Origin of the sequence: Cobetia sp. UIB-001 (assembly GCF_044789135.1) — a bacterium.
Lineage (GTDB): Bacteria > Pseudomonadota > Gammaproteobacteria > Pseudomonadales > Halomonadaceae > Cobetia > Cobetia amphilecti.
Genome location: NZ_CP058244.1, coordinates 1,355,249 through 1,378,343, shown reverse-complemented (window position 1 = coordinate 1,378,343; position 23,095 = coordinate 1,355,249). Strand labels below are relative to the sequence as shown.

21 protein-coding genes are annotated in these 23,095 nt (G+C 64.9%); 9 read left to right on the top strand and 12 right to left on the bottom strand.

Annotation, left to right across the window (positions count from 1 at the left end; genetic code table 11):
- Nucleotides 1–172: 172 nt before the first annotated feature.
- The 4 genes from HA399_RS05845 to HA399_RS05830 form a co-directional block, all read right to left on the bottom strand.
- Complete coding sequence (locus tag HA399_RS05845; protein WP_225347830.1) at nt 173–1,309, bottom strand: extracellular solute-binding protein; 1,137 nt, start codon at nt 1,307–1,309, stop codon at nt 173–175.
- Between the two features lie 159 nt (nt 1,310–1,468).
- On the bottom strand, nt 1,469–2,617 hold the full coding sequence (locus tag HA399_RS05840) for an ABC transporter ATP-binding protein (protein WP_131431673.1): 1,149 nt from the start codon (nt 2,615–2,617) through the stop codon (nt 1,469–1,471).
- A 367-nt stretch (nt 2,618–2,984) separates the two neighbouring features.
- Entirely contained in the window at nt 2,985–3,146 is a 162-nt protein-coding gene (locus HA399_RS05835; protein WP_043334518.1) for a YqaE/Pmp3 family membrane protein, read from the bottom strand.
- 100 nt (nt 3,147–3,246) lie between these two features.
- Nucleotides 3,247–3,525 carry a hypothetical protein gene (locus HA399_RS05830; RefSeq protein WP_404326386.1) on the bottom strand — a complete coding sequence of 93 codons (279 nt, stop codon included), beginning with the start codon at nt 3,523–3,525 and terminating at the stop codon, nt 3,247–3,249.
- 375 nt (nt 3,526–3,900) lie between these two features.
- Here HA399_RS05830 and HA399_RS05825 point away from each other — a divergent pair, with 375 nt between their 5' ends.
- The 4 genes from HA399_RS05825 to HA399_RS05810 all read left to right on the top strand — a co-directional run bounded on the left by HA399_RS05825 (nt 3,901) and on the right by HA399_RS05810 (nt 8,869).
- Nucleotides 3,901–4,650 (top strand): glutathione peroxidase, encoded by a 750-nt coding sequence (locus HA399_RS05825; protein ID WP_107335176.1) that lies wholly within the window; start codon nt 3,901–3,903, stop codon nt 4,648–4,650.
- A 113-nt stretch (nt 4,651–4,763) separates the two neighbouring features.
- A complete protein-coding gene (locus tag HA399_RS05820; protein ID WP_192837919.1) occupies nt 4,764–6,248 on the top strand; it encodes a dihydrolipoyl dehydrogenase in 1,485 nt (494 codons plus the stop codon).
- Between the two features lie 158 nt (nt 6,249–6,406).
- Nucleotides 6,407–6,826 (top strand): CBS domain-containing protein, encoded by a 420-nt coding sequence (locus HA399_RS05815; protein ID WP_043334523.1) that lies wholly within the window; start codon nt 6,407–6,409, stop codon nt 6,824–6,826.
- A gap of 615 nt (nt 6,827–7,441) precedes the next feature.
- On the top strand, nt 7,442–8,869 hold the full coding sequence (locus HA399_RS05810) for a D-serine ammonia-lyase (RefSeq protein ID WP_404326385.1): 1,428 nt from the start codon (nt 7,442–7,444) through the stop codon (nt 8,867–8,869).
- Between the two features lie 4 nt (nt 8,870–8,873).
- Here the strand turns inward: HA399_RS05810 and HA399_RS05805 are convergent, their stop codons facing one another.
- Entirely contained in the window at nt 8,874–9,458 is a 585-nt protein-coding gene (locus tag HA399_RS05805) for a YqaA family protein (RefSeq protein WP_404326382.1), read from the bottom strand.
- A 99-nt stretch (nt 9,459–9,557) separates the two neighbouring features.
- A complete protein-coding gene (gene glcC / locus HA399_RS05800) occupies nt 9,558–10,373 on the bottom strand; it encodes a transcriptional regulator GlcC (protein WP_404326381.1) in 816 nt (271 codons plus the stop codon).
- Nucleotides 10,374–10,842: 469 nt separating this feature from the next.
- Between glcC and glcD the strand changes: the two genes are divergently transcribed.
- From glcD to HA399_RS05780, 4 genes are all read left to right on the top strand, one after another.
- Nucleotides 10,843–12,342: a glycolate oxidase subunit GlcD gene (glcD, locus tag HA399_RS05795; RefSeq protein WP_153635412.1), complete on the top strand. Its 1,500-nt coding sequence runs from the start codon at nt 10,843–10,845 to the stop codon at nt 12,340–12,342.
- A 117-nt stretch (nt 12,343–12,459) separates the two neighbouring features.
- Nucleotides 12,460–13,662, top strand: a complete 1,203-nt coding sequence (glcE, locus tag HA399_RS05790; protein WP_404326380.1) for a glycolate oxidase subunit GlcE — start codon at nt 12,460–12,462, stop codon at nt 13,660–13,662.
- Between the two features lie 28 nt (nt 13,663–13,690).
- Entirely contained in the window at nt 13,691–15,013 is a 1,323-nt protein-coding gene (gene glcF, locus HA399_RS05785) for a glycolate oxidase subunit GlcF (RefSeq protein WP_404326379.1), read from the top strand.
- Between the two features lie 78 nt (nt 15,014–15,091).
- Nucleotides 15,092–15,499 (top strand): heme-binding protein, encoded by a 408-nt coding sequence (locus HA399_RS05780; RefSeq protein ID WP_043334532.1) that lies wholly within the window; start codon nt 15,092–15,094, stop codon nt 15,497–15,499.
- Nucleotides 15,500–15,600: 101 nt separating this feature from the next.
- On the opposite strand, the gene HA399_RS05775 is transcribed toward HA399_RS05780, so the two are convergent.
- Nucleotides 15,601–16,506, bottom strand: a complete 906-nt coding sequence (locus HA399_RS05775) for a LysR family transcriptional regulator (protein WP_404326378.1) — start codon at nt 16,504–16,506, stop codon at nt 15,601–15,603.
- 193 nt (nt 16,507–16,699) lie between these two features.
- On the opposite strand from HA399_RS05775, the gene mgrA reads away from it, so the two are divergent.
- The gene (gene mgrA, locus HA399_RS05770; protein WP_192837910.1) at nt 16,700–17,728 is read left to right on the top strand and encodes an L-glyceraldehyde 3-phosphate reductase; all 1,029 of its coding nucleotides are present in this window, start codon (nt 16,700–16,702) and stop codon (nt 17,726–17,728) included.
- A gap of 125 nt (nt 17,729–17,853) precedes the next feature.
- Here mgrA and xylB read toward each other — a convergent pair whose 3' ends face one another.
- From xylB to HA399_RS05745, 5 genes are read right to left on the bottom strand one after another with little or no spacing between them, the layout of a single operon-like run.
- A complete protein-coding gene (gene xylB, locus HA399_RS05765) occupies nt 17,854–19,371 on the bottom strand; it encodes a xylulokinase (RefSeq protein WP_404326376.1) in 1,518 nt (505 codons plus the stop codon).
- Nucleotides 19,372–19,395: 24 nt separating this feature from the next.
- Nucleotides 19,396–20,097, bottom strand: coding sequence for a nucleoside/nucleotide kinase family protein (locus HA399_RS05760; RefSeq protein ID WP_404326374.1), 702 nt, complete (start codon nt 20,095–20,097; stop codon nt 19,396–19,398).
- A gap of 59 nt (nt 20,098–20,156) precedes the next feature.
- Complete coding sequence (locus HA399_RS05755; protein WP_284727092.1) at nt 20,157–21,002, bottom strand: L-iditol 2-dehydrogenase; 846 nt, start codon at nt 21,000–21,002, stop codon at nt 20,157–20,159.
- Between the two features lie 21 nt (nt 21,003–21,023).
- Entirely contained in the window at nt 21,024–21,779 is a 756-nt protein-coding gene (locus HA399_RS05750) for an HAD family hydrolase (RefSeq protein ID WP_404326372.1), read from the bottom strand.
- Entirely contained in the window at nt 21,776–23,023 is a 1,248-nt protein-coding gene (locus HA399_RS05745) for an ABC transporter ATP-binding protein (RefSeq protein ID WP_107335188.1), read from the bottom strand. Before HA399_RS05745 ends, HA399_RS05750 begins: the two co-directional genes overlap by 4 nt.
- Between the last annotated feature and the right edge of the window lie 72 nt (nt 23,024–23,095).

Here is a 23,095-nt window from a genome sequence, read left to right as displayed (position 1 = left end):
TGCACTCCTTGATCGGCTATCCGAGGATGCCTGGGCCGCCAGCCGGCTTCCGCGTGACAGTGACGGAAGCCAACCTGGCGGAATCGAGCATGGCCGACGGGCCATCAGGCATGATCAAAAAGGCCCCGGCGCGCGGGTGTGCGCCACCGGGGCCAGCGGGTCAGTGCAGGGGTCAGCGTGCCAGCCAGGCGTTGAAGCGCTGGCTCAGCTCATCGAGGTTGTCGGCCCAGAATTCGTCATCCTTGGGGATGGCGGTCTCGAAGTTGGGGCCATAGGTGGGCATGTGCGGCTTCATGTCGATGCCGGTGTCCGCATGGGTCGAGACCAGTGCCGCGGAGGAGGTACGCGCCGGCCCGTAGGAGATGTACTTCGCCTGATCCGCCAGACGCTGGGTATCGGTGGCGAACATCAGGTAATCCTTGACCTTGTCGAGCTTGCCGGTCGGGACGACCCAGCCATCCAGCTCGAAGACCTGGGCATCCCAGACGATGGAGAATGGCTGCTTCTCGTTGACCTCGGCATCGAAGATGCGTCCGTTGTAGGCCGAGGCGAAGGCCACTTCCTTGTCCGCCAGCAGCTGCGGCGGCTGTGCGCCCTCTTCCCACCAGATCACGCTGTCCTTGATGGTATCGAGCTTGGCGAAGGCACGTTCGATGCCTTCCTCGGAATCCAGCATCTCGTAGACATCTTCCGGGGCCACGCCATCGGCCACCAGCGCCCACTCCATGTTGTTGATCGGTTTCTTCTGCAGCGCACGCTTGCCGGGGAATTCCTCGAGATTGAAGACGTCATCGATGGAATCCGGCTGCTTGTCCTCGGGGAACATCTCGGTATTGAAGGCCACGATGTTGGAGTAGACGATCTGCGGCACGAAGCACTCGCTGAGGGAATTCTCGATGAAGTCCTCGCTGGCCGGCGTGCCATCCGGCGCTGCCGCGAACAGGGTGTCCGGGTCCAGCGGCTCGATCAGGCCTTCCGAACAGGCAATCAAGGCATCACTGGGCAGCATGTCGACCAGGTCCCAGGTGACGTTGCCGGCCTGGACCTGTGCGCGCAGACCGGAAAGCGCATTGGATGACTTGTCGATATTGACGACGGTGTCGCCGCTCTTCTCTTCCCAGGGCTCGTGATAAGCCTTGTTCTGGCTGTCGGTATAGGCGCCGCCCCACGAGACGATATTGAGCGTCTCGGCCTGGGCCGCACCGGCGCTCATGCCGGCCGCTGCCACGGCAACCGCCAGCAGACTGCGCAGCGGCATGCCCGGGCGCGAGGTAGTGAATGACGCGGTGAACTGATTGATGACTGACATGGATGAATCTCCCTGATTTCTTGTTGTTGTGCCGCACTCTTGTCGCGAAATCTGCTCTTGCTTTGCTGAGGAAGCGTGCTTCACCTCCCTTGCTGCCTTGTCTTTACTCGCCTGTCCTTTCTCGCCTGTGCTTCCAGCCTGCTCTGACCCTTGCTGGCCTCAGGCATCCAGCGCCCGGCAGTCGCAGGCGTCCCATCCGACCTGCAGGGTCTGCCCGGGCCGCAAGGGCGGATAACCCTCGGCGTTGGGTGTCTTGATGATGAATTCGTCACTGCCACACACCGCCACGCGCGTGCGTAGATGATCTCCAAGATAGATCACCTCGAGCACCTCGGCGGAGAAGACATTGTCGGGAGGGCTTTGCGTGCCCGCGGCGCCTGGCTCTTCCGCCGACAGCAGGCGCACCCGCTCCGGACGCAGTGACAGCTGGGTGCGCTCGCCGACCTCATTGACAGCCACCTTGAGTGCCCGGACCTGCTCGCCACTGTCGAGGGTCACCGTGCAATGCTCACCCTGAGTGTCGAGCTGCGATACCTGGCCATTGAGGCGATTGTTCTCGCCGATGAAATAGGCGACGAAGGCATTCTCCGGCGCTTCATACAGCGCCTCGGGGGTTGCCAGCTGCTGGACGATGCCGTCATTGAAGACCGCGATGCGGTCCGACATGGTCAGCGCTTCCGTCTGATCGTGGGTCACGTAGAGCATGGTGACGCCGAGGCGCTGGTGGATGCGCTTGATCTCGAACTGCATCTCCTCGCGCAGATTCTTGTCCAGCGCCCCCAGCGGTTCATCCATCAGCACCAGCTCCGGCTCGAAGACCAGCGCACGTGCCAGGGCGACCCGTTGCTGCTGCCCACCGGAGAGCTGCCCCGGGCGGCGATCGCCGAATTCGCCGAGTCGCACCATGTCCAGCGCGTTGGCCACCTTGGTCGAGATTTCCTCCTTGCTCATGCCGCGCACTTCCAATGGGAAGGCCAGGTTCTCGGCCACGCTCATGTGCGGAAACAGCGCATAGTTCTGGAAGACCATGCCGATACCGCGCTTGTGCGGTGGCAAGTCGTTGATGGGGGTACCGTCGAGGAGGATGTCGCCGTGGGTCGGCGTTTCGAAGCCTGCCATCATCATCAGGCAGGTGGTCTTGCCGGAACCGGACGGCCCCAGCAGGGTGACGAACTCGCCGCGCTGGACTTCAAGATTGAAGCCCTTGACCACCAGCGTTTCGCCGTCATAACTCTTTTGCACATCATTGAAGATCGCGAAGCAGGAGCTGGTCTCCTGCGGCGCGTCGGGCTCAGCAGTCGTGACCATGCGTGGTATCCATACGTGTTGTTGTTATCGTGGAGCATGTGATCGAACAGGCTTCACCGGCCCTGATCGCTGCCCTCAGTCCCACTTGACCCTACGGGGGCAAGCGAGAGGCGACAAGCGCCACGCTCGCTGAAAAGCGTTGAAATCAGGCTATGCGAAAGTCTACATGTTGAACTACCGTCGCCTGCCATTCGCCAGGGCCCTCGGCATCCACCGCCGCTGAATCACCGACGCCACATGGCGCTTCCCCGGTGAGCGCCCACTGAAAAGCCCCCGCTGCACACAAGGCAGCGGGGGCTTTGGGTCTTTCAACTCTGGGTTGCCCGAGGTGGGCAGCCATATCAGAGCCTCTAGGGCTCAGCGGCGGTCAGAACTTGGTAATGACCCACACCGCGTGGATGATCCCCGGCAGGAAACCGAAGCAGGTCAGGATGATATTGATCCAGAAATGCTTGTTGGCGACACCCACCTGCATGAGAACGCCCAGCGGCGGCAGGATGATGGCCAGAATGATGCGAATGATATCCATGAGTTGCTCCTTGCGATTGTGACAACCGTGACTCCACGGAGGTCATGAATGTTCGGTACTCGTGTTGATCAGTGTCCCTCTTGATCACTGTACTTCTTGATCACTGCCCGTCTCGATCAGCGTCGGCCTTGTCGACGTCATCGTCGTGCGCGCCGGCGGATCCGCCGGCGCGGGCCTGACGATCGATCTTCTGGGACAGCTTCTCGGAGTCCGCGGCCAGCTGCTCGTGGTAGCGCTCCCAGTCTTCCCAGTCATGCGGCGTCCCGGTGCGTGGCCCATGGCTGCCGGACTCACGTGCACGTGCCCAGGCATGTTCTTCCAGACTCTGAGGCTTGTCCTCCTCCTTGTCCTTGTCGCCGTCCAGGCCGTGCTTCGCCATGTACTCTCGTGCGTTCATCTATTGCCTCGCTTGCCAGACTCGACGCCTGACGATGCTGTGACGTACCCACTACTTATGGCTGACAGGGGCAAATATCAAGTCTGTATAACTATTTCCGGCAAAAAAGCCGCTTGCCGACCAGCACGCTCCTGCCGAGAACAAGGCCATGAACCAGCCCACGACTGGCTGTCAGCATCATCATCAAGAAAAGCTATCGCCTCGCTTGATGCAATCAAATTCACCCGAAAGAGGCTTGCCCCTAGACTGGCTCCAGTTTCGCAAGGCACTGATTTCTCATGCACTCGACATTGTCATCGAGCCTCAGTCGCCTGCCATCCCCTTTAGATACGTCTCATCGAGACCGGAGCCAATTTCATGCAACTCGAATCACACGAAGGCCAGCAGGTCCCGAACGTCAGCTTCAAGATCCGTCGCGACGGCCGTCTGGTCGAGCGCACCAGCGAGGAGATCTTCTCAGGCCGCAACGTGGTGGTCTTCGCCCTGCCGGGCGCCTTCACCCCGACCTGTTCCTCCACTCACCTGCCGCGCTACAACGAGCTGGCCGATCGCTTCTATGCTGTCGGCGTCGACGAGATCGTCTGCCTGTCCGTCAATGACGCCTTCGTCATGGAATCCTGGGGCGAGCATCAGGAAGCCGAGAACCTGAGCCTGATCGCCGATGGCAACGGCGACTTCGCCGCCGGGATGGGCATGCTAGTCGACAAGAGCGACATCGGTTTCGGCAAGCGCAGCTGGCGTTATTCCATGCTGGTACGCAACGGCGTGGTCGAGAAGCAGTTCATCGAGCCGCAGAAGCCGGGCGACCCCTTTGAAGTCTCCGATGCCGACACCATGCTCGACTATCTGGACCCGGACGCCGGCCGTCCCAGCTTCGCTACCCTGTTCAGCAAGCCGGGCTGCCCGTACTGCGCACGTGCGAAGCAGATGCTCGACGAAGCACGCATCAGCTACGAAGTCATCGAAGTCGGCACCCGCGGCGTGACCTCACGCACCCTGCGCGCCATGACCGGTCAGGCCACCGTGCCGCAGGTCTGGATCGACGGCGAGCATGTCGGCGGCAGCGATGAAGTCGCCCGCTACTTCGGCAGCCTGACCAGCGCTTGAACGCATCACGCTGACAGGCCCCGATAACTTTCTCTTTTCATCACGCGCGGGCCACGCTCGCGCCTGAGACCCCATTGTCAGGTGCGCCGCTGGCGCGCCTTGAGGAGTACGACGTGAACGAACGCCAGGTTGAAGTCGCCATCATCGGTGCAGGCAGTGCCGGTCTGGGTGCCTATCGCGCCGCCAAGGCACACACCGATTCCGTGGTCATGATCGAAGGTGGCCCCTACGGCACCACCTGTGCCCGTGTCGGCTGCATGCCGTCCAAGCTGCTGATCAGTGCGGCCGAAGCCGCGCATCACGCCCGTGACACCGCACCGTTCGGCATCAATATCGAAGGCGAGGTCAAGGTGGATGGCCGCGCCGTGATGGACCGCGTCAAGCGTGAGCGCGACCGCTTCGTCGGTTTCGTGGTCGAGTCCGTGGAAGGCATTCCCTCCCACGACAAGTTGCGCGGCAATGCGCGTTTCGAGACCGCCAACAGCCTGATCATCGGCGACAACGAGACCCGCGTCACCTTCGAGCGTGTCGTGATCGCCACCGGCTCACGCCCCAGCTACCCGGGCTTCTTCGAGAATGCCGGTGACCGCCTGATCATCAACGACAGCGTCTTCGACTGGGACGACCTGCCGGAATCCGTCGCCGTCTTCGGCCCGGGCGTCATCGGGCTGGAGCTGGGCCAGGCGCTCACGCGTCTCGGCGTGCGCATCCGCATGTTCGGTGTCGGCGGCGCCATCGGCCCGCTGCGTGACGAGAAGCTGCGTGCCAATGCCGATCGCGTCTTCAACGAGGAGTTCTATCTCGACCCGGACGCCAAGGTCGAGAAGATCGAACGCGTCGAGGACGAGAACGGCGCCGGTGTCGAGATCACCTTCATCGAGCGTGGCAGCGAAGCACGTCTCACCGAGCGTTTCGACTACCTGCTTGCGGCCACCGGCCGTCGCCCGAACGTCGATCGCCTCAATATCGAGGCGCTGGGCCTGAAGCTGGACGAGCGCGGCGTGCCGATCTTCAATCGACACACCCTGCAGACTCGTCTGAGCGACGACACGCCGAGCCATGTCTTCATCGCCGGCGACGCCAACAACGACCTGCCGCTGCTGCACGAAGCCTCCGATGAGGGTCGTATCGCCGGTGACAACGCCGGTCGCTTCCCCGACGTGCGTGCCGGTCAGCGCAAGAGCACCATCGCCGTCGTGTTCAGCGATCCGCAGATGGCCACCATCGGCCTCTCGACCGCCGAGATCGAACAGCGCTACGGTGCCTGCGACTGCTACGCGGTGGGCGAAGTCGACTTCACCGGCCAGGGTCGCTCCCGCGTGATGCGCATGAACAAGGGCATGCTGCGCGTCTATGGCGAGCAAGGCACCGGCCTGCTGCTGGGCGCCGAGATCTTCGGCCCGCGTGCCGAGCACCTCGCCCACCTGCTGGCCTGGTCACATCAGCAACGCATGACCATCGAGCAGATGCTGGAAATGCCCTTCTATCACCCGGTGATCGAGGAAGGCCTGCGCACCGCGCTGCGTGACCTCAACGCCAACCTGCAGCTGGGCCCGGCCATCGTCGAGCGCTGCATGGAATGCGGCCCGGGTGACTGATACCCCCTCAAGGCAACGGGACGCGCAGCTCACGCAGTGATGCCCTATGCTCTGAACAGATGTTGAATGTCGCCGGCAGTCACGAAAGTGGCTGCCGGCATTCATCGCACGACTCCCTCACCGGAGAGTCGAAGAGCAGTGACGCAGGAGATCTGCCCATGAAAGCCACCCAGCTCAAGGTGCCCTCGACCCTTCGCGACATCATGTCCCGCGACTGTTATCGCGTGAAGGCACGCACCAGCATTCTCGAACTCGCCCAGGGCCTGACCCACCACCGTCTGCCCGGCGTGCCGGTCGTGGATGACCTGGACCGCCTGATCGGCTTCATCTCCGAACAGGACATCCTCGGCAAGCTGCTCGACAGTGCCTATCACTGCGGCCAGCATGCCCAGGTCGGCGACCTGATGCGTCACGAAGTCCTCAGCGTCGGCCCGAATGACAGCATCACGGACCTGGCGCAGCATATGAATGGCCAGCGTCCCAAGGTCTATCCTGTGGTCGAGCAGGGCCGCCTGATCGGCATGGTCACCCGCCGCGATGTCCTGAGTGCGCTGCTGGTGATGCAGAACGGCTGTTGAGACAGTTCACCCATCAAGAAACTGCTTGGAGCCAGACCTAACGTACAGAGCCCCCAGCGGTCATCACCGCTGGGGGCTCTGTACGTGATGGCAGAGAAAACCGAGTGCATCGAGAGCACCTTCAGCATGCTTGCACCAGCAGGCCAACGCCTCGAAGATTACCCAATGGCTAATCAATCTCTGCCGCCAGCCTGACATCCAACAATTTACGCGCCGCAACCCGAGGCGGTGACAGTCACTGTAAAGCGCTGTGCCGCGCCCTGCCACCAAGACCTCTGGCCACAGTGAAAGTCGCTGAAAGCTTGGGGATATTCGAACGTCCCCAGCGAAAACCTGCCAAAACCCGCATATTTCAGGCATAAAAAAATCCGCCAGGAAAACCGTGGCGGACCAAAGAACAGTTAAAGCCAGACATAACATCGCGATAACATCATGTCCTTGCTTACTATGACTGCACCTTTTGCATTTCTATCCCGATGGTTGCCAAAAAATTCGGTCTTTTTTGTCACTGACCTTTACGGAATGTGAAAGCTGGGCTACGTGCGTTGCCAGTGGAAGACGCGCTAACCTGTGATCTGACCTGATCGCTGGATCGAGCCCCCACAAGGACACCGCATGTCTGCCACGCCCCATGACCTCCACGCCCTGACGCTGCGTCACCCGGAAATCGCCAGCCTGATGGCCGGCCGCGAAATCGGCTGGCTCAATCCTGAACGCGTCGCGACCGCCCAGGCGCTCGCCTCACCGGCGCTGCAGGCGAGTGGCGTGGGAGTCCACGACATCGAGGACGCCGCCGCACGCCTGATGCGTTTCGCTCCCTGGATTGCCGAGGCCTTCCCCGAGACCGCCGCCGCGTCAGGGCGCATCGAATCGCCGCTGGTGGCAGCGCCCGGCTTGCAGCAGGCGCTGAGCGGCATAGCCTCGACCGCTTCTCCTCTCAGCGCAACCGAATCCCCGCTGCCCGGCCGCCTGATGATCAAGTGTGACAACGCCCTGCCCATCTCGGGTTCGATCAAGGCGCGCGGTGGCATCCACGAGGTGCTCAAGCATGCCGAGCGTCTCGCCATTGACGCAGGGCTGCTGCATCAGGAAGACGACTACCGCGCCTTCCAGCGTGATGAGATACGTGACCTGCTGGCCGGCCAACAGGTCGTGGTGGGCTCCACCGGCAACCTGGGTCTCAGCATCGGCATCATGAGCGCGCGGCTCGGCTTTCGCGTCACCGTGCACATGTCGGCGGATGCCAAGCAGTGGAAGAAGGACCTGCTGCGCGCGCGGGGCGCGGAGGTCGTGGAGCACAGCGGAGATTACGGCAAGGCCGTCGCCGCGGGGCGCCAGGAAGCGCAGCAGCCCAACGCCCACTTCATCGATGACGAAAGCTCGCGGGACCTGTTCGTGGGCTACGCCACGGCGGCCAGCCGCCTCGCGGAGCAGCTCTCGGCGCAGGGCATCCCGGTGGATGCCCGCCACCCGCTCTGCGTCTATCTGCCCTGTGGCGTCGGCGGCGGGCCGGGGGGCGTGGCCTACGGCCTCAAGCAGGTCTTCGGTGACGCCGTGCACTGCTTCTTTGCTGAACCGGTCAACTCCCCCTGCATGCTGCTGGGCATGTTGACCGGCGAACATGACGGCATCGCGGTGGAGGATATCGGGCTGGACAATCGCACCTGCGCCGATGGCCTGGCGGTGGGTCGCGCCTCGGCCTTCGTCGGGCGCGTGATGGCCCCCTTGCTCAGCGGCATCCATACCGTGCGTGACGAGCATCTGCTCGAACTGCTCGCGCTGGCATATGACAGCGAAGGCCTCATGCTTGAGCCGTCCGCGCTGGCCGGCGTACCCGGTATCCACCACGTACTGCGCAATGATGCCCCCGAGTGGCACGCCTGGCGGGCGGCCAATGGGCTGGATGACGACGAGGTGCAGGCCAAAACCACCCATGTCATCTGGGCCACCGGCGGCAGCATGGTGCCCGAGGCGATCTGGCAGGCCGACTATCAGCGCGGCAAGGCGTTGCTGTCACAGGTCAGCGCAAACCGGCAAGAGTGAGCGATCAGGCGATGAAGGCCTGCCACAGCCACACGCCTGTCAGCGCCAGCCCGATCACTCCCAGCGGACGCGAGTAGCGTTGCCAGAGCGCCAGTGCCTGATCCTCGACCAGTGCCACCAGGGCTGCCAGCCCGAAATAGCGCACCCCGCGCCCGACCAACGCCGCCAGCAGGAACAACGCGACCGGATAGCCGCTGGCACCGGCGACCAGCATGGCGCTCTGGAAGGGAATCGGCACGATGCCGATCAGCATGATGGCAAGGAAGCCCTGCTCGCTGAAACGCTGCTGGAAGGATTCGAAGGCCTGCTGCCCGCCGAAGAAGCTGATCAACCCATCGCCCCACGTCGCCAGCGCGTAGGCTCCCAGATAGAAGCCCAGCAATGCCGCGGTCAGGTTGCCGGCGAGTGCCACCGCGGCCACGCGCCAGCGGCGCTCGGGGTGGCGCAGCATCCACGGGATCAGAACGACCTCGATGGGAATCGGGATCAGCAGGGTTTCCAGCATCGAGGCGATGAACAGCCACAGCATGGCGTGGCGGGAGTGATTGAGGCGGTCGAGCCAATCACTCGCGGAAGAGAGTTTCCACATGAAGGCAGCACGTTGTCCTGGGCGATGAGCTGCCCACTTTGCCTTGAGTCCGCCCCGCTTGCCAGCCTGCTTGTCCGCCTGAGCCAGAACCCTGACGCGCTACTCGAAGCCTTCCAGCCGCATGGCCGAGCGCACCAGCCGCTCATCCTCCGCCTCCAGCTCGCGCAGGTTGTCGCGAATGCTGTGCAGATGCTCCAGCGCCGCCTTCTCCGCCGCCTCCGGCTGCTGGTCCATCACCGCGCGGTAGATGGCCGTGTGCTGGGCATTGATCTGGCCGCGGGGAATCGGGCGATGGTAGAGATTGCGCAGCGAGGCGAACACCGAGCTGAGCAGCAGGTCATTGATGCCCTTGAGCGTATGCACCAGCACCGGATTGTGGGACGCCTCACAGATGGCGTGGTGGAAGGCGTGGTCGTGACGCGCCAGCTGCTGGGCATCCGGCAGCGCTTCATCGCCCTGCGCTGAGGACTCAAAATCAGGCGGATACTCGCGCACGCAGGCCGCCATCGCCTCGTAATGACGCCGGATCAGCACTCTATCCGCCGGCGTGCCGCGCTGGGCGGCCAGTCGCGCCGACTGCCCTTCCAGCAGGGCCCGTACTTCCAGCAGGTCATACAGGGTGCGCGGCTGATCCCGAAACAGGTGCATCAGCGGGCTGATATCGCCGCTCGGCAACAGCGCCGCGACGCTCGAGCCCTTGCCGTGTCGCGTCTCGATGATGCCCTTGCCACGCAACAGCCTGAGCCCTTCACGCAGCGAGGCCCGCGAGATGCCCAGCCGCTCACATAGCCGGCGCTCCGAGGGGATCATCTGCCCGGGCTTGAGCACGCCGTCCAGAATCAATTGCTCCAGACGCGCCGCCGCCTGATCCGCGGCGCGGGGGTCCGCGCCTGACTCGGCGATGGTTCGCAGCATCCTGCCCCTCCCCTTTTGCTCGACCTTTGTGTGCTCGTCTTGATCAACCCGCTCGTGGCACTTGATCAACCCGCCGGCGGCGCGTCATTGACTCGCTGGCAGCGCCTGCGACTCCCGACTGGTCAGACCTGTCGATCGAGTGACGCAAAGCCGCCTGATGGCAGCAGATGTGAGGCCAGTAAAGCGTGGTTTTCCTTGCACAAACACTAGACGAATGTCTGGTCAGACCACTGATGTGAAGCATGGACAAGGCCGGGGAGGCAGGCCAGATTGTGGGCAGATCAGGTGCGGCAGGTCAGGTGAGGCATATCAGTCAAGGCTTGCCAGTAAAGGCAGATCCCTCACGCCGACGAAGTCGACAGGCGACTCGCTCGAACCCCGCACCAGCCGACAGTAACGACAGACAGCACCAGCAGACAGAAACGACAGACAGCAGCCGCGCAGACCCCAACCTCCCGGGAGGCAGTGCATGAATATCCTCTATGACCCGACGCTGGATGGACCGCTGGCCCAGCACGACAAGGGCCAGGTGCTGGCGCATCTCACCACCCTGCTGCCGGACCTGACGCTGCTACACCGCGAGGAGGACCTGCACCCCTTCGAATGTGATGGCCTGTCCGCCTATCGTGTCATGCCGATGCTGGTCGCCCTGCCGGAGCGGGTCGAGCAGGTTGCCGCCCTGCTGCGTGAATGTCATGCGCTGGGCGTGCCGGTGGTGACACGTGGCGCCGGCACCGGGCTGTCCGGCGGCGCCTTGCCGCTGGCGCAAGGCGTGCTGCTGGTGATGTCGCGCATGGCGCGGATTCTCGAGATCGACCCTGACGCCCGCACCGCGCGCCTGCAGCCCGGAGTGCGCAATCTCGCCATTTCCGAGGCCGCTGCGCCCTTCGGGCTCTACTACGCACCGGACCCCTCCTCGCAGATCGCCTGCTCCATCGGCGGCAACGTGGCCGAGAATGCCGGTGGCGTGCACTGCCTCAAGTACGGCCTCACCGTGCACAACCTGCTCAAGCTCGAGATGCTGACCATCGAAGGCGAGGCGATGACGATCGGCGCCGACAGCCTCGACTCGCCCGGGCTGGACATGCTGGCGCTGATGACCGGCTCCGAAGGCATGCTGGGGGTGGTCACGGAAGTCACGGTGCGCCTGCTGCCCAGGCCCGAGACCGCCAAGGTGCTGATGGCGAGCTTCGCCGATATCGACAAGGCCGGCCGCGCGGTGGGCGACATCATCGCCTGCGGCATCATCCCCGGCGGACTCGAGATGATGGACAACCTGGCGATCCGCGCCGCCGAGGACTTCATCCACGCGGGCTATCCAGTCGAGGCCGCCGCCATTCTGCTCTGCGAGCTGGACGGCGCCGAGGCCGATGTCGTCGATGACTGCGCGCGAGTCCGTGAGGTACTGGAGCGCGCAGGCGCCACCGAGATCCGCCAGGCACAGGACGAGGCCGAACGCGCGCGCTTCTGGGCCGGGCGCAAGAATGCCTTCCCCGCCGTGGGTCGCATGTCCCCCGACTACTACTGCATGGATGGCACCATTCCGCGTCGTGAGCTGCCCGCCGTGCTGAACGGCATCGCGGAGCTCTCGCGCCAATCGGGGCTCGCGGTGGCCAATGTCTTCCATGCCGGTGACGGCAACATGCACCCGCTGATCCTGTTCGATGCCAATCAGCCCGGCGAGCTGGAACTGGCCGAGGAGGTCGGCGGCAAGATTCTCGAACTGTGCGTGGCCGCCGGCGGCAGCATCACCGGAGAACATGGCGTGGGCCGCGAGAAGATCAATCAGATGTGTGCCCAGTTCAACCACGAGGAGATCAGCGTCTTCCATGCCGTGAAGGCCGCCTTCGACCCCGCTGGCCTGCTCAACCCCGGCAAGAACATCCCGACGCTGGCGCGCTGCGCCGAATTCGGTGCCATGCATGTGCATGACAACCAGTTGCCGCATCCCGATCTGCCGCGTTTCTAGACAGTTGCCACGTGGCTGGACGGTTTCTCTGTCATGGACAGCTCTCAAATCCGCTGCCGCCTGACCTTTCGCTACCTGACGTTCGCCACTTCATCGCCACGTTAATAGAGACATGCCATGCCAGAGCCAGATGATTCGCTCCAGGATCAGGTGCCAAGCCATGCCGAGTGCGCTACGCCTGCCGCCAGCCAGCCCCCGCAGCAACAGGATGCCAGCGAGGCACTCCGTGAACAGGTCCGCGCCGCCCATGAGGCGAGACGCCCGCTGCGCATCGCCGGCAGTGGCAGCAAGGCCTTTCTAGGCCGTGAAGTGGCCGCCGAAGAAGTGCTCGACATGCGCGCGCATCATGGCATCACCCACTACGACCCGGTGGAGCTGATGGTCTCGGTGCGCGCCGGCACCCCGCTGGCGACGCTTGAGGCCGTACTCTCCGAGCAGGGTCAGCACCTGAGCTGCGAGCCGCCCCACTTAGGCCCCGCGGCGACCGTCGGCGGCACGCTCGCCTCGGGACTCAGCGGCCCACGCCGCCCCTGGAGCGGCAGCCTGCGCGACCTGGTGCTGGGCACGCGCATCATCAGTGCCGACGGCAAGGCGCTGCGCTTCGGTGGTGAAGTGATGAAGAACGTGGCGGGCTACGACCTGTCGCGCCTGATGTGCGGTGCCCAGGGCACGCTGGGCGTGATCAGTGAAGTCTCGTTCAAGGTGATGCCGCGCCCGGTGGCAAGCGAATCGCTGTGTCTGGAGCTCAGTCTCGCCGAGGCGCTGACTCGCCTGAATGCCTGGGGCCGCACGCCGCTGCCGATCACGGCGACCAGCTGGCATGACGGCCGACTCACCCTGCGCCTGGAAGGGGGCGAGCGTTCGGTCCAGGCCGGTTGCGAGCAGCTGGGCGGTGAGGCCCTGACGACGGATCAGGCGACGGCGCACTGGACTGAGCTGCGTGAGCACCGCCTGCCCTTCTTCAGCGCGCGCGCGCCGCATCAGGCACTGTGGCGACTGTCGCTGCCGCTGGCGCTGGACCACCTCGAGTGGCAAGCCGCCGTCAGCGAACTGCTGGGCCCTCTGGGGGATGCCGACTTGCTGTGTGACTGGGCGGGCGCCCAGCGCTGGCTTGCAAGCGATGCCCCGGCCCAACGCATCCGCTCGCTGGCCAGTCGGCTGGGCGGCCATGCCATCTGCTACACGCCGGGCACCGTCGCCGCCGAGGACAGCCCGCTGATGCCGCTGGCCGCCCCCAATGCCCGCTATCACCTTCAGCTCAAGCAGCAGCTGGACCCCCACTGCATCCTCAATCCCGGTCGCCTGTACGCCGAGATGTGACTCACGCCACGACAGGAGACGCACCTGAATGCAGACCCACTTCAGTGACGCCGCGCTTGCCAGACCGCATATCCAGCGGGCCGACAAGGTCCTGCGCAGCTGCGTGCATTGCGGCTTCTGCAATGCCACCTGCCCCACCTATCAGCTGCTGGGCGATGAGCGTGACGGCCCGCGCGGGCGCATCTATCTGATCAAGCAGCTGCTGGAGAGCGACCCCGAGAGCCGGGACTCAAGCACCCGCCAGCAGGCCAGCGAGATCACCCGCGAGACCCAGCGGCATCTGGATCGCTGCCTGAGCTGTCGCAGCTGCGAAACCACCTGCCCGTCGGGCGTGCAGTATCACACCCTGCTCGATATCGGGCGTCAGGAACTGGAGCGCCGCGTCGGCCGCCCGTGGCAAGAGCGCCTGCTGCGCAGCGGCCTGCGCCATGCGCTGGTCGAGCCCGCGCGCTTCAAGGCCCTGCTGGCACTTGGTGTGCGCTTTCGTCCCCTCGCGCCTGGCGCGCTGGCCGACAAGATCCCGCTGGCCCGCGAGCGCGACCGTCAAGCCGAGCACCCGACTGCCCCCGTCGCCGCGACGCCTTCTGATCAGGCGCTTTCTCGCCAGGTGCTGATGCTGGAGGGCTGCGTGCAACCTGGCCTGGCCCCCAACATCAATGCCGCCACTGCCCGTGTGCTGGCGCGCTTCGGCATCGGCGTCACGCCCATTCAGGAGGCCGGCTGCTGCGGTGCCATCGACTATCACCTCAACGCCCAGCAGGCCGGTCGCGCGCGCATGCGTGCCAACATCGATGCCTGGTGGCCGGCCATCGAGGCCGGTGCGGAAGCGATCGTACAGACCGCCAGTGGCTGCGGGGCCTTCGTCAAGGAATATGGCGAGATGCTGGCCGATGACCCGGACTATGCTGAGCGCGCTGCACGCGTAAGCGCCCTGGCCCGCGATATCGTCGAGGTGCTGGGCGAGGAGATCGCCCGCGATGATCGACAGAATCTCGCGGCGGCGCCCGACCAACAGCCGCTGGCCTTCCATTGCCCCTGCACCCTGCAACATGCCCAGGGACTGGGCGGCGAGGTGGAGAAGATCCTGTCGCAACTGGGCTTTACACTGGCGCCTGTCATGGAGGGCCATCTGTGCTGCGGGTCCGCCGGCACCTACTCGATCACGCAGCCGGAGTTGTCACGCCAGCTGCGAGACCGCAAGCTTGAGGCGCTGGAGGCCAACGGGCCTGCGCGCATCGCCACCGCCAACATCGGCTGTCAGACGCATCTCTCGAGCGCCGGACGCACGCCGGTGAGTCACTGGATCGAACTGGTGGATGACGCCCTGCCCGAGACGCTCCCGCAGGAATGAAGCGTCACTATCTGTTTCAGTATCTGTTTCACTATCTCTTTCACTGTCCTTTTCCCTCACCACTGCCAAGGAAGCCCGATGATCACTCGCCACGTACTGACCCTCGCTGACGTCAATCAGATGCTGGACGCCGCCCAGAAGGAAGCCGAGGCCAATGGCTGGGCCGTTTCCATCGCCGTTGCCGACGACGGCGGCCACCCGCTGGGCCTGCGTCGCCTAGACGACACCCCGGCGATGACCGGCTACTTCGCCCAGGAGAAGGCCAAGAGCGCTGCCCTGGGTCGCCGCGAGACCCAGCTGTTCGAGGACTCCATCAACGGCGGCCGCACCGCCTTCCTGTCAGCGCCGCAGCTTGAAGGCATGCTGGGCGGCGGCGTGCCGGTGATGGTCGAAGGCCAGATCGCCGGCAGCATCGGCGTGTCCGGCGTCAAGCCGGAGCAGGATGCCCAGATCGCCAAGGCCGGGGTCGCCGCGCTGGGCCTCTGAGGCACCGCCAGCCTGGATAAAAGAGGCGAATGAAAAGACCGCCGCGCCCATCAGGGCACGGCGGTCTCTTGTCATATGCTCCAAGCGTCTGTGCCTTTCGGTCACGCACCGCGAGGTGGCATGGCGGCTTCCACCGCCGCCATGAAGGCACGCAGCTTGCCCGACTGCGGCAGGCGCTGGGGATAGAGCATGTAGATGCTGTTGGGTTCGCCCTCCTCGTGCGCCAGCAGACGTACCAGACGGCCTTCGGCCAGCTCACGGTCGACCAGATAATGGGCGACCCGGATGATGCCGGCATGACCCAGCGCCTGCTGCTTGAGCAGGCGGTGATCATTGATGGCCAATCCCCCCGCGAGACTGACCTCACCACTGGCCAGCGGCCAGCCGGACTGCCCCGACCAGACGTGGCAGCGATGATCGCCAAGCGCCGCGGCCGTGTGCGGCGTGCCATGCGCGGCAAGATACTCAGGCGACGCGCAGCAGCAATGGACGTAATCGAGCAGGCGACGCGCGATCATGTTGTCCGGTGGCGTGCGCGTGGCGCGAAATGCCACATCAAATGGCTCGCGGGTCAGGTCATGGCTCTCGTAACTGACGTCCAGACGCAGCTCGACCGCCGGATGGCGCGCCTGAAAGGCATTGCAGACCTCGACCAGATAACGCTCGGTGAACAGCACCGGCGCCGTGATGCGCAACACGCCGCTATAGCCCTGACGCTCCGACTCACTCGTCTGCTCCAGGTCGTGTTCAAGCTCGCGCTCCAGTGCCAGCAGTTCGCCATGTACCGACTGCATGCGCTGGCGAATGCGCTCGCCCTCCTCGGTAAGGCGTACCGCTCGCGTGGTGCGGATCAGCAAGGGCGCCCCGATGTCCTGCTCCAGCCGCCTCACCTGCTCGGAAAGATGAGCACGCGAGACGCCCAGCGCCTTGGCCGCCCGGGTGAAGCTGAGGGCTTCCGCCACCTGAGCGAACAACATCAGTCGCTCCACCTGCTTGTGATGCCGCATCCTGCCTGCTCCTCATGCCAGCCATCCGGGATTTCAGTGATCGAGACTGCCACAGCATTGTACGTTCTGGCGAACAATCTATTCGTTCGCATGTGCTTATCAGACCTGCAGACGCGACCTAGACTGAAGGCGTCATTCGATGTCACCTCACCCCTGTGAGACATCGCGCCTCCACTCGTGAAAGGACTCCGCCATGCGCTATACCCCGGCTGAAGATCGCTACGAACGCATGCACTACCAGCGCTGCGGCAAGAGCGGCCTCAAACTGCCCCGCCTGTCGCTGGGGCTCTGGCACAACTTCGGCAACAACGCCCACGAAGACAATGCGCGCGCCATCTGCCAGACCGCCTTCGATCTGGGCATTACCCACTTCGACCTGGCCAACAACTACGGGCCGCCGCCGGGCAGCGCCGAGGAAATGTTCGGTCGCATGCTCAAGCGCGACTTCGCCGGCTACCGCGATGAGATGGTGATCTCCACCAAGGCGGGCTATCACATGTGGCCTGGCCCCTACGGCGAATGGGGCAGCCGCAAGTACCTGCTCTCGAGCCTAGATCAGAGCCTCAAGCGCATGGACCTCGATTACGTCGACATCTTCTATTCGCACCGCTTCGATCCCGACACGCCGCTGGAAGAGACGATGGGGGCGCTGGACAGCGCCGTGCGCTCCGGCAAGGCGCTCTATGCAGGCATCTCCTCCTACAATGCCCAACGCACCCGCGAAGCCGCCGCCATCCTGCGCGAACTGGGCACGCCATGCATCATCCATCAGCCCAGCTATTCGATGATCAATCGCTGGATCGAGGAAGACGGCCTGCTCGACACCCTCGATGACGAGGGCATCGGCTCCATCGTGTTCTCGCCGCTGGCCCAGGGCGTGCTGACCAACAAGTATCTGGGCGGCGTGCCGCAGGATAGCCGTCTGGCACGCGGCGGAGCGATCAAGGAAGACCACCTCACCGAGGACAATCTGGAGCGGGTGCGCGCCCTCAACGCCATCGCCGAGCGCCGTGGCCAGTCGCTGGCCCAGATGGCCCTCGCCTGGGCGCTGCGTGGCAACCGCGTCACCACCGCACTGATCGGCGCCAGCCGTCCGGAACAGGTCAGCGATTGCGTCAAGGCGCTGGATCATCTCGACTTCACCCAGGCCGAGCTCGACGAGATCGATCGCTACGCCGTCGATGGCGGCGTCAATCTGTGGGCGCGCTCGTCCAATGCATGAGCTCGTGCCTGAGCCGCGACTGATGCCGTGAAGCGCGTGAACCACATCGCCCCCGCCGAGTGAGACTCGACGGGGGCGATGTGTTTTGGCGTGACGTGCTGATGTATTGAGCTCTGACAACGTGCTCAGCCGCCGGCGGCAATGCCGTGCTCGCTGGCCAGCAGCGCGCGGTAATCGGCGTAGCCCTTGCGGTAGGCGGCCACTCCTTCGGCCCGGGGCTGGGCGAGTGTCGCATGATCCAGCGCGACCAGTCGCTCGCAGAGTTGCTCAAGCGTCTCGCTATGGCGACCCTGTCCATCTGCGCCTGACTGTCCCAGACACCAGCCCGCCTGAATCGCGGCGCCCAGGGCGGCGGCCTCGGTCACCTGCGGGCAGACCACCTCGAGGCCGAGAATGTCCGCCAGCATCTGACGCCACAGCGGGCTTTTGGCGCCACCGCCCACCAGGCGGATCTGGCGCGCCTCACTGCCCAGCGGCCCCATGCACTCCAGTGCGTAACGCAGGCCGTAACTTGCGCCTTCCATGGTCGCGCGACACAGGTTGGCCGGGGTGGCATTGCGACTGTCCAGCCCATGGAAACTGGCCTGGGCACGCGGCAGCATCGGCACGCGTTCACCATTGAAGAACGGCAGCACCTGCACGCCCTCGGCTCCGCGCGGGGCACTTGCCACCTGGGCCGAGAAGGTGGCGATGTCGAAGCCGAACATCTCGCGTACCCGCGTGGTGGCCGAGGTCACATTCATGGTGCACACCAGCGGCAGCCAGCCACCATCGCTGGCGCTGAAACTGGCCACCTGAGGGTCGCAGTCGGCCGGATAGTCCGCCGACCAGGCGCATACCGTGCCGGAGGTGCCCATGCTGAGCGTCACCCGCCCCGGCGCGATGTTGCCGGTGCCGATGGCGCTCATCATGTTGTCGCCGCCGCCGCTGGAGACGATGACGTCGTCACACAGCCGGAAGCGCGCGGCGATCTCGGGGCGAATGCGCCCGGCCGGCTGATGGGATTCGATCAGACGGGGCAGCACGCGCCGGGCGTCGAGCTCCGGGGCGATCTGCGCGAAGACATCCTGATGCCAGCAGCGCCGCCGCGTATCGAAATAGCCGGTGCCCGAGGCATCGCCGTATTCGGCGACGCGCTCGCCGGTCAGCCAGAAGTTGAGATAGTCATGCGGCAGCAGGATGCTGGCGATGCGCTGGTAGCGCTCGGGATGCCGCTCACGCAGCCAGGCAAGCTTGGAGGCGGTGTAGCCGGTCTGCAGCACCAGGCCGAGCGTCTCCAGACAGCCCGCCTCACCTCCCAGCGCCTCAATCAATGCGGCATTGTGCTCGCTGGTCTCGGTATCACACCACAGCTTGGCCGGATGGAGCGGCACACCGGCCTCATCCAGCACCACCATGCCATGCTGCTGACCGGACACTCCGATCGCCGTGATGCGCTGCGGGTCCAGCCGCGAGGCGGCCAGTGCATCAGCGAAGGCGCCCTCAAGCGCCGCCACCCAGTCCTGCGGGTCCTGCTCGCGGCGTCCGTTGGCGCCTTCCTGCAGCGCATGACTGCGCTGGCCCTGGGCCACGATGCTGCCGCAGGCCGGATTAACGATCACCACCTTGGTACTCTGAGTCCCACAGTCAACGCCTACCCACATGGGGCTCTCCCTGCCATCCGTCATTCAGCGGTCTTCCCCATCGGGGCCGATGGGGGCATTCGCAAGGCGCCAACGCCAGTCGGCGTTGAGCGAGTCCTGCTTGATCAGGTGCGCGTTGAGCATGTCCTTGTGATGGGTGCGCTCGTGGGCACCGCGGGCATCCTGGCCCATCTCGCGCCAGCGATGCAACAGACGCGGCACCAGCACCTCATCCTCGATATCCAGAAAGATGCTGATGTCGAACAAGCCGAGCAGCGCGTCCCAGGGCGCGTGGCGCAGCAGCAGATAGTTGCCCTCGACCAGCACGATGCGATGGTGAGTCTCGACCACGCGGCCACCGGCACGTGCCAGGTCCAGCGGGCGATCGAAGACCGGCACGGCGACCGGGCCATCATCGGCGCGCACCCTGACGAGATCATGATAGAGCCCGCGCGCATCGAAGGTCTCCGGTGCGCCCTTGACGTAGAGCAGGCCCTGCGGCGCCAGCACGGCGTTGTCGTAGTGATAGCCATCCATCGGCACCACCACGGCGATGCCGGATTCCAGCGCATTGAGGGTCTCGCACAGGGATTCCGACAACGTCGACTTGCCCGCCGCCGGCGGGCCGGCGAGGGCCACGATGGTACGTGTGCGCTGACTGGAGGCGTGCTCCGCCAGCACACGGCTGGCCATGTCGTCCAACGAGGGCGACATGTGGGCCAGGCGAGAATCGGGTAAAGATGTCACGTGACTACCTCATTCATGGATGCGCACCCTTGCAGCGGGACGGAAGGTGTCTCTCATCCTTAGCTCATCCAGTTGCCACCGTCGACATTGAGTGTCTGGGCGACGACGAAATCGCTGTCTTCACAGGCCAGAAATACCGCGGCGCCGGCGTGGTCATCCGGCAGCCCCATGCGTCCATAGGGTACCGCCTCACCGACCAGACGTTTCTTCTCGCCCAGCGGGCGTTGTTCATGATGGGCGAACAGCGCATCGACCTGATCCCACATCGGCGTGTCGACCACGCCCGGCGCGATGCCATTGACATTGATGCCATGGCGGATGAGATCAAGCCCGCAGGACTGGGTCAGGCTGATCACGGCGGCCTTGGAGGCACAATAGGCGCTGACCAGCGCCTCGCCGCGTCGTCCGGCCTGCGAGGCCATGTTGATGATCTTGCCGCCCTGCCCGCGCTCGACCATCGTTCTGGCCACCGCCTGCAGAGTGAAGAACAGGCCCTCGACATTGACCGCCAGCTGGTGGCGCAGCATGCCCTCGCTGACCTCCAGCACCGGCGCCATGGCGAAGACGGCGGCATTGTTGACCAGAATATCGATCGGCCCCAATTGTGCCTGCACGCATTCCAGCATGCTCTGACGCGAGACGCTCGACGTCACGTCCAGCGTCACCGCCAGGACGCGTGCCTGTGGCCCGGCCTGCTCGCGCAGCTTCTGGGCGGCGCGCTCCGCCGCCTCGCCATTGATGTCCGCCAGCGCCACATAGGCGCCTTCGGCGACATAGCGGGTGGCGATGGCCAGGCCGATACCGCCCGCAGCGCCGGTGACCACCGCCACCTTGCCGGCGAGCCGGGCGCTGCGCGGCGAGGTCAGCGGCTCACTATTATTGGCCGACTCGGATAGCGTCTGCATGTTGTCACTCCCTGACGGTGCTCATGTGGCGCTCAGGTCGCTGGCCTGACCGATACGCAGCTGACTGATCAGACCACTGACCTCCTCCATGCTCGCACGGCTCTGCCAGGCACCCGCCTCCAGCTGACGCTGGGCGTGGCCCGGCGGAATATGCCCGGCGCCGGTGAAGCCGATCACGCGCAGACCGGCCGCGACCGCCGCGCTGACGCCGGCGAGGCTATCCTCGATCACCACGCACTGCTGGGCATCACGTCCCAGCTGACGCAGCGCCAGCTGATAGACGTCCGGCGCGGGCTTGGGGCGCGCGACCTGCTCGGCCGTGAAGAGCGGCACCGAGCCCAGCCAGCGATCCAGACCGGTGGCGGCCAGCGAGGCTCGCACCCGCCGCTCGGCACTGTTGGAGACGATCGCCACGGCCACGCCATTCGCCAACAGCCCACCAAGCAGTTCCGCCATGCCGCTGATGGGCGCAAGTTCCTTCGCCAGACGTGACTCGATGGCGTGGTCGATGCGCTCCATCGCCTGCGGCGGCAGGGTGTGAGCGCTCATGGCCTCCAGATGGCCCAGGATGGCCTCGGTGGTCATGCCCAGCGCCGCGCGCAGCTCGGCCTCGGTGTCGAGGTCCGGCAGCCACTCACCCAGCTGACGCGACAACTCCTCCTCGGCCAGCACTTCGCTGTCCACCAGCACGCCGTCACAATCGAAGATCACCTGCTGCAAGGGTGTACTCATCTCGTCCTCCTCTCCGGCCTCCAGATTCTCGGCTGCGCGGTTCATGCGCGGGCTTCCTGTGCGGCGCTGGCACTGGACAGGGAATTGTCCTGACGCGTCAGGCTGGTCAGCGGGTGACGGTTGAGATTCTGCAGCGCCAGCCCTTCACGGGTGAAGAGGTGCGCACGCTCGGTATCGAAGCCGTAGCGGATGCTGTCACCCACGCGGCTGTTGACGTCGCCATCCGCCATCAGGATCCAGCCGCTGTCGGACTGCTCGTCGGACTTGAGGCCGCCGATCGGCGCATCGCCGGAACCATCCGGAGTCGCCAGGTACAGGGAGGTCACCCCGCCCAGACGCTCGATGACCTGAACCTGGCCGCTGAACGGGCCTTGCTCGTCCAGCATCAGGTGCTCGGGGCGCACGCCCAGCGTCAGGCTGTCGCCGACGATGACCGAGGCGCCATCCTCGGTCTGGCTCACCACCGGAATCAGGCGCTCGCTGCCATCGGGCAGGCGCACCGTGACGCCCTCGCCGGCCACACCAGTGACGGTGATGTCGAGGAAGTTCATCTTCGGCGAGCCGATGAAGCCGGCCACGAAACGGTTGCGCGGGTGATGGTAGAGCTCCATCGGCGAGCCGACCTGCTCGACCACGCCGCCCTGCAGCACGACGATCTTGTCGGCCATGGTCATGGCTTCGACCTGGTCGTGGGTCACGTAGATCATGGTCGCCTTGAGCTCGGCATGCAGACGCGCCAGCTCGATGCGCATCTGCACCCGCAGCGCGGCGTCCAGGTTGGAAAGCGGCTCATCGAACAGGAAGATGCTCGGGTTGCGCACGATGGCGCGGCCGATGGCGACACGCTGACGCTGACCACCGGACAGAGCCTTGGGCTTGCGGTCCAGCAGCGGCCCGAGCTGCAGCACCTCGGCGGCGGCGTTGACCTTCTCGGCGCGCTCCTCCTTGGAGACGCCGGCGAGCTTGAGGCTGAAGCCCATGTTCTCGCCCACCGTCATGTGCGGGTAGAGCGCGTAGCTCTGGAACACCATCGCCAGGCCGCGCTCGGCCGGGCCGATATCGTTCATGCGCTTGCCATCGATCAGGATGTCACCGGAGGTCGCGTTCTCGAGACCGGCGATCATGCGCATCAGCGTGGACTTGCCGCAACCGGACGGGCCGACGAAGACCACGAATTCCTGGTCCTTCACTTCCAGGTCGACTCCCTTGATGACCTGGGTGGTGGAGGCGCTGGCGCCGCTGCCGGAGGTGAATTCCTTGACGATGTTCTTGAGCGTGAGTGTGGACATGGGAAGTTTCCTTATCCGCACCTGCCCGAGGGCAGGTGATGGCAAATTTGGGTGGCATGGCAAGGGTGCAAC

Excerpts from the sequence above, each read along its gene's own strand:
- HA399_RS05845 (WP_225347830.1), bottom strand. The coding sequence starts at position 1,309 with ATGTCAGTCATCAATCAGTTCACCGCGTCATTCACTACCTCGCGCCCG.
- mgrA (WP_192837910.1), top strand. The coding sequence starts at position 16,700 with ATGCGCTATACCCCGGCTGAAGATCGCTACGAACGCATGCACTACCAG.
- xylB (WP_404326376.1), bottom strand. The coding sequence starts at position 19,371 with ATGTGGGTAGGCGTTGACTGTGGGACTCAGAGTACCAAGGTGGTGATC.
- HA399_RS05805 (WP_404326382.1), bottom strand. The coding sequence starts at position 9,458 with ATGTGGAAACTCTCTTCCGCGAGTGATTGGCTCGACCGCCTCAATCAC.
- HA399_RS05830 (WP_404326386.1), bottom strand. The coding sequence starts at position 3,525 with ATGGCGAAGCACGGCCTGGACGGCGACAAGGACAAGGAGGAGGACAAG.
- HA399_RS05755 (WP_284727092.1), bottom strand. The coding sequence starts at position 21,002 with ATGCAGACGCTATCCGAGTCGGCCAATAATAGTGAGCCGCTGACCTCG.
- HA399_RS05825 (WP_107335176.1), top strand. The coding sequence starts at position 3,901 with ATGCAACTCGAATCACACGAAGGCCAGCAGGTCCCGAACGTCAGCTTC.
- HA399_RS05835 (WP_043334518.1), bottom strand. The coding sequence starts at position 3,146 with ATGGATATCATTCGCATCATTCTGGCCATCATCCTGCCGCCGCTGGGC.
- HA399_RS05775 (WP_404326378.1), bottom strand. The coding sequence starts at position 16,506 with ATGCGGCATCACAAGCAGGTGGAGCGACTGATGTTGTTCGCTCAGGTG.
- glcF (WP_404326379.1), top strand. The coding sequence starts at position 13,691 with ATGCAGACCCACTTCAGTGACGCCGCGCTTGCCAGACCGCATATCCAG.
- glcD (WP_153635412.1), top strand. The coding sequence starts at position 10,843 with ATGAATATCCTCTATGACCCGACGCTGGATGGACCGCTGGCCCAGCAC.
- HA399_RS05745 (WP_107335188.1), bottom strand. The coding sequence starts at position 23,023 with ATGTCCACACTCACGCTCAAGAACATCGTCAAGGAATTCACCTCCGGC.
- HA399_RS05780 (WP_043334532.1), top strand. The coding sequence starts at position 15,092 with ATGATCACTCGCCACGTACTGACCCTCGCTGACGTCAATCAGATGCTG.
- HA399_RS05750 (WP_404326372.1), bottom strand. The coding sequence starts at position 21,779 with ATGAACCGCGCAGCCGAGAATCTGGAGGCCGGAGAGGAGGACGAGATG.
- glcE (WP_404326380.1), top strand. The coding sequence starts at position 12,460 with ATGCCAGAGCCAGATGATTCGCTCCAGGATCAGGTGCCAAGCCATGCC.
- HA399_RS05840 (WP_131431673.1), bottom strand. The coding sequence starts at position 2,617 with ATGGTCACGACTGCTGAGCCCGACGCGCCGCAGGAGACCAGCTCCTGC.
- HA399_RS05815 (WP_043334523.1), top strand. The coding sequence starts at position 6,407 with ATGAAAGCCACCCAGCTCAAGGTGCCCTCGACCCTTCGCGACATCATG.
- HA399_RS05810 (WP_404326385.1), top strand. The coding sequence starts at position 7,442 with ATGTCTGCCACGCCCCATGACCTCCACGCCCTGACGCTGCGTCACCCG.
- glcC (WP_404326381.1), bottom strand. The coding sequence starts at position 10,373 with ATGCTGCGAACCATCGCCGAGTCAGGCGCGGACCCCCGCGCCGCGGAT.